The sequence below is a fragment of the Streptomyces luteolus genome (genome assembly GCF_029968015.1).
Taxonomy (GTDB): Bacteria; Actinomycetota; Actinomycetes; order Streptomycetales; family Streptomycetaceae; genus Streptomyces; species Streptomyces luteolus.
Map to the genome: position 1 here is coordinate 1 of NZ_JASCIS010000014.1, position 17,786 is coordinate 17,786.

Genomic DNA, 17,786 nt, shown 5'->3' on the forward strand with positions numbered 1-17,786 from the left:
GGCCTCGACGGCGAGGACGACGACCCAGAAGAACCAGTACAGCCAGCCGATGGAGAACCCGGCCCACCGGCCCAGCGCGCGGTCGGCGTACTCGGAGAACGAGCCCGACGTCGGATTCGCCGCGGCCATCTCCCCCAGCATCCGCATCACGAGCACGACCATCACGCCGACGAGCGCGTACGAGATGAGGATGGCGGGACCGGCCGCCGCGATACCGGCACTGGAGCCGACGAAGAGGCCGGCTCCGATCACACCACCGATAGCGATCATGGAAAGGTGGCGGTTCTTGAGCCCCGCCTTCAGGCCGTCACCGGACGGGACGGGCGAAGAGCTCTGCTCGGCGGGGCCGGACGGTGCGGCCACCTTGGTGGTCGTCGACTGCTCGCTCATGGGTTCCTCGGAGTTCGAAGGAGTGCGGGCCGTGCTTCAGCAAGGAATTGAGGGGGGAGTTGAGGGGAGTTGAGGCAGTGCCGCGGCATGGGCGGGCCCGGGCACGCCGCGGCGAGCTCAGGTCCGGTTTCGGGAGTGCTGTACGCGAGGGTGCGGGCGAGGTGCACCGTGTGGCCGGGTGGGCCTTGCGTACGGCAGATTCCGCACTGTTTCCAGTGGGCGCCGATTCCGGCGGCTGAGGGGACGTCCGTTCAGCGGACCGACGCCGATGCGGTGCCCGGGCGCCCCTTCAGGTCCATGACCGTAGGCCATGAATGAGGTCACAAGCTTTGAGCATGTGTATGAAACGGCGACTCAGGACTCTTGCATCTGTCCATGGTGCGGGCGAGCGGCCGATCCTACGGTCGCTGTACGCGGGAATCCGCCGGGTGACCCCCGGCGCTCCCCTTCGGTCAGGGGGCCTCATCGGGCCCGGCGAGACCTGACGCTCCCCTCAACTCATCGGTCGCGGCCGGTCGTCATGTGCTGGAGGTGCCGCCCGCTCCGCCGAGATCGTCATGACTCACGCGCTCGCCCGGTGTCGCCAGTTGGTCGACCGCGTCCGCGCCGACCACCGCGCCGGTGGACCTCTTGCCGCGCCGCAGCCTGCTTTCCAACCAGCTCGCGAACGACGTGAGCGCGAAGTTCAGTACGACGAAGACGACCGCGACCACGGTGAAGCTGGCGATGGTGTTCGCACCGTAGTTCGCGCTCATCGGGCGTACCGACGCGAGGAGTTCGGAGAAGCCGAGCAGTGCGCCGCCCAGGGCGGTGTCCTTCACGATGACCACGAGCTGGCTGACGATCGCCGGGAGCATCGCGGTGACCGACTGCGGCAGTAGCACGTGCCGCATGACTTGGCTCTTGCGCATGCCGATCGCCTTGGCCGCGTCGCTCTGGCCGCTGGGCAGGGACAGGATTCCGGCTCGTACGATCTCCGCGAGTACGGAGGCGTTGTAGAGGACGAGTCCGGTGACCACGGCGTACAGCGGCCGGCTGTCGGGGCTGATGTCGGTGAACTCGGAGTACGCGGCGTTCGCGAAGAGCATCAGGATCAGCACCGGGATGGCGCGGAAGAACTCCACGACGATCCCGGCCGTACTCCGCACCCACCAGTGCTCGGAGAGCCGGGCGATGCCGAACAGAGCTCCCAGCGGCAGCGCGATGACCATGGCCAGTGAAGCGGCGATGAGCGTGTTCTCCAGACCTGGCAGGAGGTACGTGGACCAGGCGCGGGAATCCGTGAAGAAGGGCCGCCACTTGACCCACTCCAGTTGGTTCTTGTCGGCGAGGCTCTGCACCACCCACCAGACCAGAGCGGCGAGTGCGATCAGGAACAGCACCGTGAGCAGCACATTGCGCTTCTTGGCACGCGGTCCCGGGACGTCGTACAGGACGGACCGCGAGCTCATCGCCGCACCGAAACCTTCTTGCTCACCCAGCCGAGGAACAGTCCGGTCGGCAGGGTGAGGCAGATGAATCCGAACGCGAAGATGGCGGAGATGAGGATGAGTTGAGCCTCGTTCTCGATCATGACCCGCATCAGCGCCGCGGCCTCGGCGACACCGATCGCGGCGGCCACCGTGGTGTTCTTGGTCAGGGCGATCAGCACGCTCGCCAGCGGCCCCACCACGGAACGGAACGCCTGGGGAAGGACGATGAGCCTCAGCACCTGGGGGAAGTTCAGGCCGATGGCACGCGCCGCCTCGGTCTGGCCGACGGGCACCGTGTTGATGCCGGACCGCAGCGCCTCACAGACGAACGACGAGGTGTAGGCGGTCAGACCGAGCACGGCGAGCCGGAAGTTGATCGTCGTGAAGTCGGCGGCGCCGAGCGTGACGCCGAGCGTCTGGAACAGGCCGAGCGAGGTGAAGACGATGACCACGGTGAGCGGGATGTTCCGGACCACGTTGACGTAGGCGGTGCCGAAGCCGCGCATCAGGGGCACGGGGCTGACGCGCATGGCGGCAAGGACCGTTCCCCAGATCAGGGAGCCGACAGCGGAATAGAACGTGAGCTGCACCGTCACCCAGAAGGCAGCAAGGAGGTCGTAACCCTTGAGAAAGTCGAACACGGCCCGCCTTCCGCGTGGGTGAAGAGCGAGGCGCGCCGCTTTCCAGGGCGGCGCGCCGTGGGGCATCCGCTTCAGTCGACGATGACGCCGATCTTCGGTGCGGGCTCGTTCTTGTAATTGGCCGGGCCGAAGTTCTTCTCCACGGCCGCGTCCCAGGAGCCGTCCTCGACCATCTTCTCCAGGGCGGTGTTGATCTGCGCCTTGAGATCGCTGCCCTGCTGGACTCCGATTCCGTAGTTCTCATTGCTCAGCTTGAATCCGCCGAGCTTGAACTTGCCCTTGAACTCGGACTGCGCCGCATAACCGGCGAGAATCGAGTCATCGGTGGTCAGGGCGTCGATGACCTTGTTCTCAAGACCGGTCAGGCACTCCGAGTACCCGCCGTACTCCTGCAGTTGAGCCTTGGGCGCGATCTCGTCCTTGACGTTCTGCGCCGAGGTGGAGCCGGTGACCGAGCAGAGTTTCTTGTCGTTGAGGTCCGCGGGCTTCTTGATGGTGTCGTCGTCCGCCCGGATCAGGACGTCCTGGTGTGCCAGGAGGTAGGGGCCGGCGAAGTCGACCTTCTGCTCGCGCTCGGGGGTGATCGAGTACGAGGCGGCGATGAAGTCGACATCGCCGCGCTGGAGCAGCGTCTCGCGGTCGGCGCTCTTGGCTTCCTTCCACTCGATGTCGCCGGGCTCATGCCCGAGCTCCTTGGCGACGTACGTGGCCACGTCGACGTCGAAGCCGGTGTATTTGCCGTCGGGGGTCTTCAGGCCGACGCCCGGCTGGTCGTACTTGATTCCGATGGTGATCTTCTCGTCGCCCGAGCTCGTGTCGGCGGCGTCTTCCGAGCCACAGCCGGCGGCGGCCAGGGACAGCACGAACGCGGCGGCGGCCGCCGCCGCTGTGACCTTATGAGGCTTCATGGTGACCATTTCCTAGTGCTCAAGGCCCCCGGATCAGTGGTGCAGGATTTTCGAGAGGAAGTCTTTGGCGCGCTCGCTGCTCGGGTCGCTGAAGAATTGAGCGGGCGTTGTCTCCTCCACGATCCGGCCGTCCGCCATGAACACCACGCGGTTCGCGGCCGAACGGGCGAATCCCATCTCGTGGGTGACGACGACCATGGTCATCCCGTCAAGGGCGAGCTGCCGCATCACTTCAAGGACCTCGTTGATCATCTCGGGATCGAGTGCGGAGGTCGGCTCGTCGAAGAGCATGATCTTCGGGTCCATGGCCAGTGCTCGGGCGATCGCGACGCGTTGCTGCTGGCCACCGGAGAGCTGGGCGGGGTATTTCTCCGCCTGGGAGGCGACACCCACCCGGTCGAGAAGCCGGCGCGCCCGGTCGTCCGCGGCCTTCTTTTCCTTCTTGCGTACCTTGACCTGGCCGAGCGTCACGTTGTGCAGAACGGTTTTGTGTGCGAAGAGGTTGAACGACTGGAAAACCATGCCCACATCGGCCCGCAAAGCTGCCAGCTCGCGGCCTTCGGCGGGCAGGGGCTTTCCGTCGATGACGATCTCACCGGAGTCGATGGTCTCCAGGCGGTTGATGGCGCGGCACAGCGTGGATTTCCCGCCGCCGGACGGCCCGATGACGACGACGACCTCACCCCGCGCAATTCTCAGGTCGATGTTCTGGAGGACATGGAGCTCGCCGAAGTGCTTGTTGACGTTGCTCAGCACGACCAGATCGCCCGTGGCCGGGGCTGGAATTTCCTTGGTCACGGCTACTCCGCTCATTGCTTTCATAGTCCGTCTTCCAATAGGAAGCCGCACGCCGAGAGCGGGGCGGAACGCCTTGTGCCGCCTGGAGACCGCCGGTTCGTACCTAGCCCCGATAACCCTCCAACAACCGCAACCACACCTCACTGATCGTCGGGTATGCCGGCACCGCGTGCCACAGCCGCTCGATCGGGACCTCCCCGGCCACCGCGATCGTCGCCGCCTGCAGCAGCTCGCCCGCGCCCGGGCCCACGAAGGTCGCCCCGAGGAGGGTCTCGCGGTCCAGGTCGACGACCATGCGGGCGCGGCCCGTGTAGCCGTCGGCGTAGAGGCCCGCGCCCGCGACCGCGGACATGTCCTGGTCGACCGCGCGGACCCGGTGGCCCATCGCCTCGGCCTCGGCGGCGGAGAGGCCGACGGCGGCCACCTCCGGGTCGGTGAAGACGACCTGCGGTACGGCGGCGTGGTCGGCGGTGGCCGCGTGGGCGCCCCAGCGGTCCGTCTCCAGGATCGGCGTGCCGGCCGCGCGGGCGGCGATCGCGGCGCCCGCGATACGGGCCTGGTACTTGCCCTGGTGGGTGAGGAGCGCACGGTGGTTGACGTCGCCGACCCCGTACAGCCAGCTGCTGCCCTGCACCCGGCAGCTGTCGTCGACGCTCAGCCACGAGCCGTCCGCCAGGCCCACAGTCGTGAGGCCGATGCCGTCGGTGCGCGGGGCGCGGCCGGTGGCGAAGAGCACCTCGTCGGCCTCGACCATCGCGCCGTCCTGGAGGGTGAGCGTGACGGTGGCGCCGTCGCGGACGACCGAGGTGACGGAGACGCCGGTACGGACCTCGGCGCCCGCCTCGCGCAGCGCGTCGGCGACCAGCTCGCCCGCGAACGGCTCCATGCGGGGCAGCAGCCCCTCGCCGCGTACAAGCATCGTGACCTGGGCGCCGAGGCCCTGCCAGGCCGTCGCCATCTCGGTGCCGACGACGCCGCCGCCGACCACCGCGAGGCGGCCCGGCACGGCGTGCGCACTGGTCGCCTCCCGGCTGGTCCAGGCATGGGCGCCGGGAAGGCCCGGCAGCTCGGGCAGGACGGCGCGGCTGCCGGTGCAGACGACGACCGCGTGCCGGGCCTTCAGGGTGTGGTGCTCGCCCTCGGGGGAGGTGACCTTGAGCTGCTTCGGCCCGTCGAGGCGGCCCTGGCCGCGGTAGAGGCGCACGCCGATGGAGTCGAGCCAGTCCACCTGGCCGTCGTCCTTCCAGTCGCTGGTGTACGCGTCCCGGTGGGCCAGGACCGCGGACGCGTCGAGGGGGCCCTGCACCGCCTGGCGCAGGCCCGGCACGCGGCGGGAGTCCGCGCGCGCGATGACGGGGCGCAGCAGTGCCTTGCTCGGCATGCACGCCCAGTAGGAGCATTCGCCGCCGACGAGTTCGCTCTCCACGATCGCGGTGCTGAGGCCCGCCGCGCGGGTGCGTTCGGCGACGTTCTCGCCGACCGGGCCCGCGCCCAGGACGACGACGTCGTAGTCGGTCGCTGCTGTTGCGTGTGGCTGTCCCATACTCGCCAGTCTTCCCGTATGTGTGCGCGCGGGCCACAGGGGCAGGGGCATCGGTGTCCTGAAGTTCCGGGGGGCCTGGAGGCACCGGAATAGGGAGCTGATCCGCGCCGTTGTGCGGGGCAGTACGACGCATCCGACCGCGAAGAGGTAGGTCAACTTTGAGCACCCAGGAACTCACCAAGGAGAACTTCGACGAGATCGTGAGTGCGAACGATTTCGTCCTCATCGACTTCTGGGCGTCCTGGTGCGGCCCTTGCCGCCAGTTCGGCCCGGTCTACGAGGGTGCGTCCGAGCGTCACCCCGACCTCGTCTTCGGCAAGATCGACACAGAGGCGCAGCCGGAGCTCGCGCAGGCCTTCGGTATCCAGTCGATCCCGACGCTGGCGATCATCCGCGACAAGGTCGCGATCTTCGCGCAGCCCGGCGCGCTGCCCGAGGACGCCCTGGAGGACGTGATCGGCCAGGCCAGGAACGTCGACATGGGCGAGGTGCACAAGCAGATCGCCCAGGAGCAGGCGCAGCAGGGCCAGCAGGCGCAGCAGGCGCAGCAGCCCGAGGGGTGAGCCGTCGTACGAGTGCCGGGTGCGGAGGAAGTCTCCGGGCCCGGCACTCGTGCGTAGAGGCGCCCGTCGAAGGAGCGGCTCAGAACGGGTACGTCGCCGCGTCCCCGCGCACCGTCGTCCAGCGCAGCTCGGTGAACGCCTCCAGGTTGGACTCGCCGCCGAACCGCGCGCCGGTCCCGGACGCCGCGATGCCGCCGAAGGGCGCGACGGCCTCGTCGTTGACCGTCTGGTCGTTGATGTGCGCGATACCGGTGGGGATGCGCTCGGCGAGGGCGAGGCCGCGCGCGGTGTCGCGGGTGACGATGCCGAGGGAGAGTCCGTACGGGCTCGCGGCGGCGAGGGCGGCGGCCTCGTCCTCGGTGCGGAAGGCGCGTACGGGCGCGACGGGGCCGAACACCTCCTCGCGGTACGCGGGGGTGTCGTCGTCGACGTCCGCGAGCACCGTCGGCCGGTAGCAGAGGCCCACGTGGCTGCCGCCCGCGGCGAGGCGGGCGCCTGCGGCCGTGGAGGCCTCCACCAGGCCGTGCACCTTGGCGAGTTGGCCGGAGTCGATGAGCGGGCCGAGGTGCACGGGCTCGCGGTGCGGGTCGCCGACGGCGAGCGAGTCGGCCTTGGCGGCGAGGCGCTCCACGTACGCGTCGTAGAGCGAGGCGTGCACCAGGTGGCGGCCGGTCGTCATGCAGATCTGGCCCTGGTGGAAGAAGGAGCCCCAGGCGGCTGTGGAGATGACCGCGTCGAGGTCGGCGTCCTGGAGGACGAGCAGGGCCGAGTTGCCGCCCAACTCCAGGTGGGCGCGCTTGAGATGGCGCCCCGCGGCCTCCCCGACGGCGCGGCCCGCCGCGGTCGAACCGGTGAAGGAGATGACGGGCACGCGCGGGTCGGCGACCAGCGCCTGGCCGGTCGCGGCGCCGCCGGGCAGGACGTGCAGGAGCCCCTCCGGCAGGCCCGCCTCGGCGAACACGGCACCGAGCGCGAGGCCGCCGCACACCGCGGTGCGCGGGTCGGGCTTCAGGAGTACGGCGTTGCCGAGGGCCAAGGCTGGGGCGACGGAGCGGATGGAGAGGATCAGCGGGGCGTTGAACGGGGCGATCACCCCGGTCACGCCGACCGGTACGCGCCGCGTGTACGAGAGCCGGGGCGCCTCGCTGGGCAGCACCTGGCCGGTGGGGCGGGAGGCGAGGGCGGCGGCCTCGTAGCACTCCTGGGCGGCGACGTGCAGCTCGAAGTCGGCCTTGCCGGGGACGGATCCGGACTCGCGGACCAGCCATGCGCGCAGCTCGTCGGCGTGTGCGGTGAACAGGTCACCGGCCCGGCGCAGTACGGCGGCCCGCTCGAAGTGCGGCGTGGCCGCCCAGGCCCGCTGTGCCGCCTGCGCGGCCTCGGCCGCCGCCGTGACGTCGTCGCCGTCGGCGAGGCCGAGCGTCCCGAGTTCCTCGCCCGTCGCCGGTTCGGTGACGGTGTGCGCACCGCCGAGCAGCGTGTGGGGCTGCCAGGTCTTCGGGTCGAGCAGGGGCATGCCGGGTCTCCGATCGACGTCGACGTTCCGCGTTGAGCGTTGAGCGTTGCGCGTTGAGCGTTGCGCGTTCCGCGTTCAACGAGTTAGTTCAGGATGCAACATCCTAACCCTGGGGTACGGGAGTCAAGCCCTGCGGCACGCCGCCCGAGGAGCACTCAACTCCCGTACGTACAAGGGGAGTTACCGCTCAAGCACCAGCGCGATCCCCTGTCCCACGCCGATGCACAGGGCGGCGAGGCCGGTGCCCGAGCCCGCCGCGGCGAGCTGGTGGGCCACCGAGCCGGCGAGCCGCGCGCCGGACGCGCCGAGCGGGTGGCCGATGGCGATGGCGCCGCCGCGCGGGTTGACCTTCCGCGGGTCGAGCTCCGGCCACTCGGCGAGGCAGCCGAGGGCCTGCGCGGCGAACGCCTCGTTCAGCTCGAAGGTGGTGAGGTCGGCGAAGCCGCGCCCGGCCTTGTCCAGGGCCCGCCGCACCGCCTCGACCGGGCCGAGCCCGAAGAGCTGCGGCTCGATCCCGGTGACGGCCGACGCGCCGATCCGGGCGAGGGGTTCACGGCCGGTGGCGCGCAGCCCCTCCTCGTCGACCAGGAGCAGCGCCGCCGCACCGTCGTTGAGCGGGGAGGCGTTGCCCGGAGTGACCGTGCCCCCGTCCTTGCGGAAGGAGGGCTTCAGCTTGGCGAGGGCGTCCATGGAGGTGGCGTCGCGGATGCACTCGTCGCGGGCCAGGTCGACGCCCGCGTACGGGACCACCTCGCCGTCGTAGTGCCCCTCGGCCCAGGCCTTGGCGGCCTTCTGGTGACTGGCGAGGGCGAAGGCGTCCTGCTGTTCGCGGTCGATCTTGTGCTTGTCCGCGACGAGTTCGGCGCCCTCGCCGAGTCCGACGGTCCACTCGGCGGGCATCTCCGGGTTGGTCATCCGCCAGCCGAGAGTGGTGGAGTGCAGCTGCTGATGGCCCGCGGGAAAGGCGCGTTCGGGCTTCTGCAGGACCCACGGGGCGCGGGACATCGACTCGACGCCGCCCGCGATCGCCACGGACGCGTCGCCCAGCGCGATCGCGCGGGCCGCCTGCACGACGGCTTCGAGGCCGGAGCCGCACAGCCGGTTGACGGTCACGCCCGGCACGCTCACCGGAAGCCCGGCGAGCAGCACCGCCATGCGGGCCACGTCCCGGTTGTCCTCGCCCGCGCCGTTGGCGTCGCCGAACACCACGTCGTCGATGCGCGCGGGGTCCAGGTCCGGGGTGCGCTCGACGAGGGAGCGCACCACGTGCGCGGCCAGGTCGTCCGGGCGTACGGACGCGAGGGCGCCGCCGAACTTACCGATGGGGGTGCGGACGGCGTCGACGACATAGACGTCGCGTACTGCGGGCCTGCTCATCCCTGCTCCTTACGTTCCGTTCGTACGTTCCGTTCGTACGTTCCGTTCGTACTTCGCGTGCGCCGCCGGGGCGCGGCTCACGTGGAGTCTCTCGCGACGGCCTCGACGCCGAGGAGCGGGTGCACCTCCGAGGTGCCCGCGGGGTCGCGGACCACCCGGTCCACCAGTTCCGCGAGCCGCTGCCCCGTGGGCAGTTCCATCCGGACGGTGCTCAGGCGGGGGCGCAGCAGGCGGCCGAGCAGCAGGTCGTCGGCGCCCATGACGGCCGTCTCGCCGGGCACGTCGACGCCCGCGTCCTGCAGGGCGCGCAGCAGCAGCATCGCGTACTCGTCGTTGTAGGCGAAGGCCGCGTCGAGGCCCAACTCGCCCCAGCGCACGGCGAGTTGGTTCGCTGACCGCTCGTCGTAGCCGAGTCCGAGCGGGACGACGCGGGCGTCCGCGCAGGCCTCGGCGGCGGCACGGACGCCCGCGAGCCGGGGCGCGGAGAAGGTCTCGTAGCCCGGCTCGCGCGGCACGACCACGCCGATGCGGGTGCGGCCCCGGCCGATGAGGTGCGCGCCCGCGCAGTGGCCGACGGCGCGCTGGTCCATGAGCAGCGCGTGCGCCCCCTGCACGCGCTGCGGGCCGAGGGTCACGACGGCCTTCGCGCCGGAGCGCTTGAGCACGTGCACGCCGCGCGGGGTCAGGGTGCCGTCGCCGGGCGCGAGGACGGCGACGGGGCGCAGCTCGGCCCAGGCGCGGGCCGCGTCGTCACCGCTCATGCCGAGGCTGCCGAACTGCACGACGGTGTAGTCGAGTCGGCGCAGCGCCCACTGGAGTTCGTTGAACAGGTGGCTGTAGAGCAGGCCCACGGGCACGGCCGGCGCGGGCATCAGGACCATCCGGCTGTGCCCGGCACGCAGACTGCGGGCGGCGGCGTGCGGCACGTACCCCAGCTCGTCGGCCGCCTCCTGCACGCGCTGCCGGGTCGGTTCGCTGATCCGTACGGCGGTGGCGTTGTTCAGGACGTACGAGACGGTGGCTCGCGAGACGCCGGCGAGGCGGGCCACGTCCGCGCTGGTCGGAACGGGCGCGGCGGACCGCTGCCCCGCCCCGGCGTGCGCGCCCTCCGGCCTGCGCCGCGCGTCCCGCTGGGCTGACTGCTGCTCCGGTATGTGCCCCATGACGTCCGCATCCTTGCAGACGCCCGCAGGGACGGCACGAGCCGGTACCCGTACCGTGGACCACCCCGCCACGACCTGCGCCAACTCCCGTACGCGCATATCCATTTCGGTCGCGCGCAGCTAACGTTCGCGCATACGAACCAGTAACAACCGAAGTAACACCCCGAAGTAACACCCGAAGTAACACCGCCAAGTAACACCCCCATGAAGCAGCCGCGAGTAACCCCCAGGCATGACCGAGTCCCGTCGAGAGGTGCCCCCATGACCCCCGACCGCTCCGCAGGTCTCGCGCGCACGGCGCGGGCGCTCGCCGACGGCGACGTGTCGTCGCGGGAGCTCGTCGCGCGCGCACTGGCCCGGATCGAGGCCGCGCAGCCGACGCTCAACGCGTTCCGGCTGCTGCGCCCCGAGGCCGCGCTCGAAGAGGCCGAGGCCGCCGACGCCCGGCTCGCCGCGGGCGAACGGCTGCCGCTGCTCGGCGTGCCGGTCGCCGTCAAGGACGACATGGACGTGGCGGGCACGCCGACGGCCTTCGGCTGCGGCGGCGACTTCCCGGTGAAGACGGCGGACGCGGAGGCGGTGCGGCGGTTGCGCGCGGCCGGTGCGGTCGTCGTCGGCAAGACCAACACCTGCGAACTGGGGCAGTGGCCGTTCGTCGAGGGGCCGGCCTTCGGCGACACCCGCAACCCGTGGAACACCCGGCACACCCCAGGCGGTTCGTCCGGCGGCTCGGCTGCCGCGGTCGCCGCGGGGCTCGTTCCGGCGGCGCTCGGCTCGGACGGCGCGGGCTCGGTGCGGATCCCCGCGGCCTGGACGCATCTGGTCGGCATCAAGCCACAGCGCGGCAGGATCTCCACCTGGCCGGACCCGGAGGCGTTCCAGGGGATCACCGTCAACGGCCCGCTGGCCAGGACCGTCGCGGACGCGGCGCTGCTGCTCGACTGCGCGAGCGGCAGCCACCCCGGCGATCTGCACCGGCCACCCGCGTTCCGCCTCGGTGACGCGGTCGGCCGCGACCCCGGCCGGCTGCGGATCGCCCTGTCGACCCGGATGCCGTTCACGGGCACCCCGAAGAAGCTGGAGCCGGTGGTGAAGGCGGCGTTGTACGCGCTGGCGGACCGCCTCGCCGCCCTCGGCCACGAGGTCGAGGAGGCGGACCCCGCGTACGGCACGGTCGGGCTCACCTTCGTGCCGCGCGCGACGGCCGGGATCGCCGCCTGGGCCGACCGCGTGCCGGACCGGGCGCTGCTCGACCCGCGCACCCGGGACGCGGCCCGGCTCGGCCGCGCGCTCGGCGGTGCGCCGCTGCGCTGGGCGCGCCGCGCGGAGGTGGCGCTGCACCGGCGGGTGGGCGCGGTCTTCCGCCGCTACGACGTGGTGCTCGCCCCGACCACGGCCACTCCCCCGCCCCGCATCGGCACCCTCGCGAAGATGAACGGCGTGGCCACCGACCGGGCGATGATCGCGGCGTGCCCGTACGCCTGGCCCTGGAACGTCCTCGGCTGGCCCGGCATCAACATCCCCGCGGGCTTCACCCCGGACCGCCTCCCCCTCGGCGCGCAACTCCTCGGCCCGGCCCACAGCGAGCCCCTCCTGGTCTCCCTCGCCTCCCAACTTGAGGACGACCAGAAGTGGTTCGAGCAGTGGCCCACCGTGTGAGGGCGTGACGGGCGGGGTGACTCAGGGCGTGTCCGTAAGTCCCGTCGTGGGCCGAAGGGCGCCCTCGGACTGGATGTACTTGGGCCTTCGCCCGGTACGGCGAATGGGGGGGTCCCCCGGCCGGAGGCTGGGGAGCGTGCATGGCGTCGCGGGGCTGGGGGCACCTCCCGGCCGGACTATGCGGACACGCCTAGTCCGTGTCCGTGGCCGCGAGGAGGGCCAGGCGGTGGCCGTCGTCGGTGTGGGCGAGCAGGCCGAAGTCCCACGCCACCTGCTCGAACCAGCGGGCGTCCGACTCGAATGCGTACCAGGTGCAGGCGCGGGCGCGCGCCTCCACGCCCGGGAACCCGGCGCTCTCCGGGGCGCCGGCCAGCGCGGCCAGGGAGCGCCACGCTTCGAGCCGGCCGTACGCACCCCGGCCGCCGGATCCCACGCAACAGGTGGCCGTCGGTCAGCCCCCGACGTACTCCGCCAACGCCTCCCCCGTAAGCGTCGAACCGTCGGCGACCAGGTCCGCCGGTGTGCCCTCGAAGACCACCTTGCCGCCGTCGTGGCCCGCGCCGGGGCCGAGGTCGATGATCCAGTCGGCGTGGGCCATGACCGCCGGGTGGTGCTCGATGACGATGACGGACTTGCCCGCGTCGACCAACCGGTCGAGCAGCGCGAGGAGTTGCTCGACGTCGGCCAGGTGGAGGCCGGTCGTCGGCTCGTCCAGGACGTACACGCCGCCCTTGTCGCCCATGTGCGTGGCCAGCTTGAGGCGCTGGCGTTCGCCGCCGGAGAGTGTGGTGAGCGGCTGGCCGAGGGTGAGATAGCCGAGACCGACGTCGGCGAGCCGCTCCAGGATCTTGTGCGCGGCGGGGATGCGGGCCTCGCCGGAGGCGAAGAACTCCTCGGCCTGGGCCACCGACATCGCGAGCACCTCGCTGATGTCGCGCCCGCCGAAGCGGTACTCGAGGACCGAGGCCTGGAACCGCTTCCCCTCGCACTCCTCGCAGGGCGTCGACACGCCCGCCATCATCGCCAGGTCGGTGTAGATCACGCCCGCGCCGTTGCACGTGGGGCAGGCACCCTCGGAGTTGGCGCTGAACAACGCCGGCTTCACGCCGTTGGCCTTGGCGAAGGCCTTGCGGATGGGCTCCAGGAGTCCCGTGTACGTCGCCGGATTGCTGCGCCGCGAACCCCGGATCGGCGTCTGGTCGACGGACACCACGTTCGCGGAGGCCGGTACGGAGCCGTGGATCAGCGAGCTCTTGCCGGAACCGGCGACTCCGGTGACGACGCAGAGCACGCCGAGCGGCACGTCCACGTCGACCTTGCGCAGGTTGTGCTCGGTGGCCCCGCGGATCTCCAGGGCGCCGTCGCCCTTGCGCACCGTGTCCTTGACCGCCGCACGGTCGTCGAGGTGGCGCCCGGTGACGGTGTCGCTGCCGCGCAGGCCGTCCACGGTGCCCTCGAAGCAGACGGTGCCGCCCTCCGTACCGGCGCCGGGGCCGAGGTCGACCACGTGGTCGGCGATGCCGATGGTCTGCGGCTTGTGCTCGACGACGAGGACCGTGTTGCCCTTGTCGCGCAGCCGGAGCAGCAGGTCGTTCATGCGCCGGATGTCGTGCGGGTGCAGTCCGGTGGTGGGCTCGTCGAAGACGTACGTGACGTCGGTCAGCGAGGAGCCGAGGTGGCGGATCATCTTGACGCGCTGCGCCTCACCGCCGGACAGGGTGCCGGAGGGCCGGTCGAGGGAGAGATAGCCGAGGCCGATCTCCACGAACGAGTCGAGGTTCTGCCGCAGCGCGGTGAGCAGCGGAGCGACCGAGGGCTCCTTGATGGAGCGGACCCACTCGGCGAGGTCGCGGATCTCCATCCGGCAGGCGTCGGCGATGCTCTTCCGCTTGTACTTGGAGGCGCGGACGGCCTCGCTGAGCCGGGTGCCGTCGCACTCGGGGCAGGTGGTGAAGGTGACCGCGCGCTCCACGAAGGCCCGGATGTGCGGCTGCATCGACTCCTTGTCCTTGGACAGGAACGACTTCTGGATCTTGGGGATCAGGCCCTCGTAGGTGAGGTTGACGCCGTTGACCTTCACCTTGGTCGGTTCGCGGTAGAGGAAGTCCTGCATCTCCTTCTTCGTGAACCTCGCGATCGGCTTGTTCGGGTCGAGGAAGCCGGACTCCGCGTAGATGCCGACCGTCCACACGTTGTCCGACTTCCAGCCGGGGATCGTGAACGCGCCCTCCGCGATCGACTTGGAGTCGTCGTAGAGCTGGGTCAGGTCGATGTCGGAGACCGAGCCGCGGCCCTCGCAGTGCGTGCACATGCCGCCGGTACGGCTGAAGGTGACCTTCTCCGTCCTGGTCTTGGCCGCGCCCTTGTCCACCCGGAAGCCGCCGCTGGCCTGGATCGACGCGGTGTTGAAGGAGTACGCGCCGGGCGGGCCGACATGCGGCTTGGCGAGGCGGCTGAAGAGGATGCGGAGCATCGCGTTGGCGTCGGTGGCGGTGCCGACGGTGGAACGCGGGTCGGAGCCCATGCGCTGCTGGTCGACGATGATCGCGGTGGTCAGGCCGTCGAGGACGTCCACTTCGGGCCGCGCGAGCGTCGGCATGAAGCCCTGCACGAAGCTGCTGTACGTCTCGTTGATCAGCCGCTGGGACTCGGCGGCGATGGTGTCGAAGACGAGGGAGCTCTTGCCCGAGCCGGAGACACCCGTGAACACCGTGAGGCGGCGCTTGGGGATCTCGATGCTGACGTCCTTGAGGTTGTTCTCGCGCGCGCCGTGCACCCGGATCAGGTCGTGGCTGTCGGCCGCGTGCGGCTCGCTCTTGGCCATGGTTCTCATGTCTCCGTCCATCTGCGGCGCCGCCTGCGCGGCCCGGCTGCTCGTGCCAGCCACATTAGAGGCGGCGCTCGGCCGGTGCTTCTCCATTCCTGACCCGTCGGGGCGGGACTCGTGGGTGGACCTGGACCCGGACTAGGAGGGTGGAGTGGCCTCGGTGTAATGGGACAGGTGCAGCGCCACGCGCCGTATCAGCTCCCTCGCCCGCTTGGTGTCGGTGCCTGAGCTGACGCCGAAGACAAGGCGGCCGAAGACATGGCGGCCGGAGACGACGGTCGCGTGGGCGACGGGTCACCGCTCACGTCCCGGAAACCGCCGTAGGACCCCTCGGAACGGGTCCACAGGGTCTTCCCGGTGTCCGCTCGTACGGCGTGCAGGGTGGACGTCCCGTCGCTGATGCGCCGCTCGGAGAGGTACAGGACGCCCCGGTGCTCTCCCGAGAGGAACAGTTCGAAGCCCCGTTCCGTCGTGCGCCGCAGGAGCTCCCGGCCCGACGCCGAGTAGGCCAGGAGCTGGTCGTCGAGGTCACGCCGATCGTCTCGCGGTGCGTCTGGAGCCGGATGTTCTCGCGCCGGCGCCCGACCTTCCGCTTCCGGACGAACCGGCCTTCCGCCGCGTCGGCTCGGGGGCGTCCTGCGGCGGCGCCGGGCTCGTGCGGGGGCGGCTCTTCGTGCGCAATGTGGTCCGGTTCCTCATCGCACCCCCCGTGCCGGGCGGCCTGCCAGGCCGTACCCGCCGCCCCCGGTGATCCCCGGTGGACTATCGTAACCACCGCTCACCGCAGGTGAGTTGGGCAGAAACCGGCCAGCCGCGGTGCGTCATGACCTTCGACCGGCGCGCGGCTCGCGCGGCGGTGCGCAGGGCGTGACTCTCCGGCCGGACGAACCGGATGAGCCGGACGAGCCGGACGGAAACCGGGGGACCAGACCACGATGACGAGTGTGACCGGGGGCGGCGGCGAGGACTACGTGGAGGGCGGGATCAAGCGGCTCACCGCGTCCGACCCCACGCTGATCGGCCCCTATCTGCTGCTCGGCCGGCTCGGCGCGGGCGGGATGGGGCGGGTCTACCTCGCCCGGTCCGAGAGCGGGCGCACCGCCGCGGTGAAGGTGGTGCACGAGGAGCATGTCTCGGACAGCCGGTTCCGGGCCCGGTTCCGGCGGGAGATCGGCGCCGCGCGCAAGGTCGACCAGCGGTACACGGCGCCCGTCCTGGACGCCGACCCGGACGCCGAGTTCCCCTGGGTCGCCACCGGGTACGTGCCCGGGCTCTCCCTGGAGCAGGTCGTACGCGGCCACGGACCGCTGCCCGCCGAGGCCGTGCACGCGCTCACCGAGGGCCTGTTGCGTGCCCTGCACGACATCCACGGCGCCGGGATCGTCCACCGCGACCTCAAGCCGTCCAACGTGATGCTCACGGTCGACGGGCCGCGCATCATCGACTTCGGTATCGCCCGTGCCGTGCAGACCTCCGTCGAGTCGATGCTGACCAGCACCGGCATGGTCGTCGGCTCGCCGGGGTTCATGGCGCCCGAGCAGATACTCGGCGAGGCCAGCGGCCCCAAGTGCGACGTGTTCGCGCTCGGTTGCCTGATCGTGTACGCGGCTACGGGACAGCTGCCGTTCGGCCACGCGGCGGGCAACCAGCACGCGGTGATGTACCGCATCGTCGAGGGCGAGCCCGAACTCGACGGGCTGCGGGACGAGGAGCTGCGGGCCCTCGCCGCCCGCTGCCTCACCAAGGACGTCGGCGCGCGCCCGGGCGTGGACGAGCTCCTCGCGGACCCGCGGCGGACCGCCGCCCTCCCGTCGGCGGACTCGGCGCACCTGCCCGGCCCCGTCGTGACGCACCTGGCGCAGCAGGCGGCCCGGCTCCTGGACGCCGAGGCGGCCACCCCCGTACGGGAGGAGGAACCGTCGGCCGTACGGGAGGAGGAACCGTCGGCCGTACGGGAGGAGGAACCGTCGGCCGTACGGGAGGGGTCCGGCCCCGCCGCCGGGACGCCCGCCGACCGGGACACGGCGAAGCTCCGCCCGGCCGCGGCGGCAGCCACCGTCCCTCCGGGCGGGGCCGCCACGCGGGAGCGGGATTCCGCCCGGCGCCGCCGCTGGTGGTCGTACGCGCTGCCGGTCGTCGCGGTGCTCGCCCTGGGCGGCGGCACGATCGCCCTGCTGGGGCCGTTCGGCGGGAACGGCGAGGACGAGGGGGCGCCGCCCGCGGACGGCGGCTCCACCGCGACGGCCGGGCCCGGCTCGCCCGCGTCCCCCAGCGGTTCGCCCTCCGGGAAGGGCGAGAAGACGCCGGACGGGAAGGGGAAGGACGTGGGCGGCAAGAAGGACGACGGCAAGGGCGGGGCCGGTACCGGCGACGGCGAGGACGGCGACAGCGCCGACGGGGGCGGCTCGGCGGCCGACAAGGGCGGCGGCACCGACGCGTCCGGCGGCGGCTCGGGCGACGGAGGCGGAAGCGGAAGCGGGAGCGGGAGCGGCTCGTCCGAAGGCGGCTCGGGCTCCACGGGCGGAGGGAGCGCGGGGGCGGTCCCGTCGTACTTCGTCGACAGCTGGGCGTACGCCGACCAGTACAACATCGGCCAGCCCGGGACCATCACCGTCTCCGGCGGCGGCACGGTCCGCCTGGTCGTCAAGGGGAACGGCATCGACTGCACGTACTCGGCCAAGGTCACCTCGACGGCGAACGAGGGCAGCCGGATCGACCTGGGCACCCAGACCCTCTCCGGGGGCACGCCCGGGCCGTGCCACGCGACGAAGGACCCCTCGTACCTCACGATCAGCGGGGGCGGGGTCCGGTACGTGCCGGGCCCCTCGCACGGCGACGGCTACCGCTACACACGCGGCTGAACCGGACACACGCGGCTGAGCCGGGTGCCCTGCCCGCGCGGGCAGGGCACCCGACGGCCCCGGCAGGG

15 protein-coding genes are annotated in these 17,786 nt (G+C 71.5%); 4 read left to right on the forward strand and 11 right to left on the reverse strand.

All coding sequences use genetic code 11. From position 1 onward, the window contains the following. From QIT00_RS15740 to QIT00_RS15765, 6 genes are all read right to left on the reverse strand, one after another. A partial coding sequence (locus QIT00_RS15740; protein WP_282535884.1) for an amino acid permease occupies nucleotides 1-390 on the reverse strand: 390 nt, incomplete at its 3' end. A gap of 518 nt (nucleotides 391-908) precedes the next feature. Beyond that, complete coding sequence (locus tag QIT00_RS15745) at nucleotides 909-1,841, reverse strand: amino acid ABC transporter permease (RefSeq protein ID WP_282535885.1); 933 nt, start codon at nucleotides 1,839-1,841, stop codon at nucleotides 909-911. After that, nucleotides 1,838-2,503 carry an amino acid ABC transporter permease gene (locus QIT00_RS15750; protein WP_282535886.1) on the reverse strand — a complete coding sequence of 222 codons (666 nt, stop codon included), beginning with the start codon at nucleotides 2,501-2,503 and terminating at the stop codon, nucleotides 1,838-1,840. The genes QIT00_RS15745 and QIT00_RS15750 overlap by 4 nt, the downstream gene beginning before the upstream one ends. A 71-nt stretch (nucleotides 2,504-2,574) precedes the next feature. Next, entirely contained in the window at nucleotides 2,575-3,411 is an 837-nt protein-coding gene (locus QIT00_RS15755) for a glutamate ABC transporter substrate-binding protein (protein WP_282535887.1), read from the reverse strand. Between the two features lie 33 nt (nucleotides 3,412-3,444). Beyond that, a complete protein-coding gene (locus tag QIT00_RS15760; RefSeq protein ID WP_282535888.1) occupies nucleotides 3,445-4,224 on the reverse strand; it encodes an amino acid ABC transporter ATP-binding protein in 780 nt (259 codons plus the stop codon). 88 nt (nucleotides 4,225-4,312) lie between these two features. Next, nucleotides 4,313-5,752, reverse strand: coding sequence for a dihydrolipoyl dehydrogenase family protein (locus tag QIT00_RS15765; protein ID WP_282535889.1), 1,440 nt, complete (start codon nucleotides 5,750-5,752; stop codon nucleotides 4,313-4,315). A 158-nt stretch (nucleotides 5,753-5,910) separates the two neighbouring features. Between QIT00_RS15765 and QIT00_RS15770 the strand changes: the two genes are divergently transcribed. After that, complete coding sequence (locus tag QIT00_RS15770) at nucleotides 5,911-6,315, forward strand: thioredoxin family protein (protein ID WP_282535890.1); 405 nt, start codon at nucleotides 5,911-5,913, stop codon at nucleotides 6,313-6,315. Between the two features lie 79 nt (nucleotides 6,316-6,394). Here the strand turns inward: QIT00_RS15770 and QIT00_RS15775 are convergent, their stop codons facing one another. The 3 genes from QIT00_RS15775 to QIT00_RS15785 form a co-directional block, all read right to left on the reverse strand. Beyond that, nucleotides 6,395-7,831 (reverse strand): benzaldehyde dehydrogenase, encoded by a 1,437-nt coding sequence (locus tag QIT00_RS15775; RefSeq protein WP_282535891.1) that lies wholly within the window; start codon nucleotides 7,829-7,831, stop codon nucleotides 6,395-6,397. Between the two features lie 180 nt (nucleotides 7,832-8,011). Continuing rightward, complete coding sequence (locus QIT00_RS15780) at nucleotides 8,012-9,208, reverse strand: thiolase family protein (RefSeq protein ID WP_282535892.1); 1,197 nt, start codon at nucleotides 9,206-9,208, stop codon at nucleotides 8,012-8,014. A gap of 77 nt (nucleotides 9,209-9,285) precedes the next feature. Then, complete coding sequence (locus tag QIT00_RS15785) at nucleotides 9,286-10,371, reverse strand: LacI family DNA-binding transcriptional regulator (RefSeq protein ID WP_282535893.1); 1,086 nt, start codon at nucleotides 10,369-10,371, stop codon at nucleotides 9,286-9,288. Nucleotides 10,372-10,632: 261 nt separating this feature from the next. Between QIT00_RS15785 and QIT00_RS15790 the strand changes: the two genes are divergently transcribed. Continuing rightward, complete coding sequence (locus tag QIT00_RS15790; RefSeq protein ID WP_282535894.1) at nucleotides 10,633-12,030, forward strand: amidase; 1,398 nt, start codon at nucleotides 10,633-10,635, stop codon at nucleotides 12,028-12,030. A 190-nt stretch (nucleotides 12,031-12,220) separates the two neighbouring features. Here QIT00_RS15790 and QIT00_RS15795 read toward each other — a convergent pair whose 3' ends face one another. Together QIT00_RS15795 and QIT00_RS15800 are read right to left on the reverse strand one after the other, a co-directional pair. Beyond that, entirely contained in the window at nucleotides 12,221-12,463 is a 243-nt protein-coding gene (locus tag QIT00_RS15795; protein ID WP_282535895.1) for a DUF6183 family protein, read from the reverse strand. Nucleotides 12,464-12,481: 18 nt separating this feature from the next. Next, the gene (locus tag QIT00_RS15800; protein WP_282535896.1) at nucleotides 12,482-14,863 is read right to left on the reverse strand and encodes an excinuclease ABC subunit UvrA; all 2,382 of its coding nucleotides are present in this window, start codon (nucleotides 14,861-14,863) and stop codon (nucleotides 12,482-12,484) included. Between QIT00_RS15800 and QIT00_RS15805 the strand changes: the two genes are divergently transcribed. Next, a complete protein-coding gene (locus tag QIT00_RS15805) occupies nucleotides 14,862-14,999 on the forward strand; it encodes a hypothetical protein (protein WP_282535897.1) in 138 nt (45 codons plus the stop codon). The genes QIT00_RS15800 and QIT00_RS15805 overlap by 2 nt on opposite strands. Before the next feature lie 793 nt (nucleotides 15,000-15,792). Then, nucleotides 15,793-17,718, forward strand: a complete 1,926-nt coding sequence (locus QIT00_RS15810) for a serine/threonine-protein kinase (RefSeq protein WP_282535898.1) — start codon at nucleotides 15,793-15,795, stop codon at nucleotides 17,716-17,718. The last annotated feature ends 68 nt before the right edge of the window (nucleotides 17,719-17,786 follow it).

Coding starts and splice junctions, on each gene's coding strand:
- QIT00_RS15745 (WP_282535885.1), bottom strand. CDS start 1,841: ATGAGCTCGCGGTCCGTCCTGTACGACGTCCCGGGACCGCGTGCCAAG.
- QIT00_RS15800 (WP_282535896.1), bottom strand. CDS start 14,863: ATGAGAACCATGGCCAAGAGCGAGCCGCACGCGGCCGACAGCCACGAC.
- QIT00_RS15805 (WP_282535897.1), top strand. CDS start 14,862: ATGTCTCCGTCCATCTGCGGCGCCGCCTGCGCGGCCCGGCTGCTCGTG.
- QIT00_RS15765 (WP_282535889.1), bottom strand. CDS start 5,752: ATGGGACAGCCACACGCAACAGCAGCGACCGACTACGACGTCGTCGTC.
- QIT00_RS15810 (WP_282535898.1), top strand. CDS start 15,793: ATGACGAGTGTGACCGGGGGCGGCGGCGAGGACTACGTGGAGGGCGGG.
- QIT00_RS15785 (WP_282535893.1), bottom strand. CDS start 10,371: ATGGGGCACATACCGGAGCAGCAGTCAGCCCAGCGGGACGCGCGGCGC.
- QIT00_RS15755 (WP_282535887.1), bottom strand. CDS start 3,411: ATGAAGCCTCATAAGGTCACAGCGGCGGCGGCCGCCGCCGCGTTCGTG.
- QIT00_RS15780 (WP_282535892.1), bottom strand. CDS start 9,208: ATGAGCAGGCCCGCAGTACGCGACGTCTATGTCGTCGACGCCGTCCGC.
- QIT00_RS15790 (WP_282535894.1), top strand. CDS start 10,633: ATGACCCCCGACCGCTCCGCAGGTCTCGCGCGCACGGCGCGGGCGCTC.
- QIT00_RS15775 (WP_282535891.1), bottom strand. CDS start 7,831: ATGCCCCTGCTCGACCCGAAGACCTGGCAGCCCCACACGCTGCTCGGC.
- QIT00_RS15760 (WP_282535888.1), bottom strand. CDS start 4,224: ATGAGCGGAGTAGCCGTGACCAAGGAAATTCCAGCCCCGGCCACGGGC.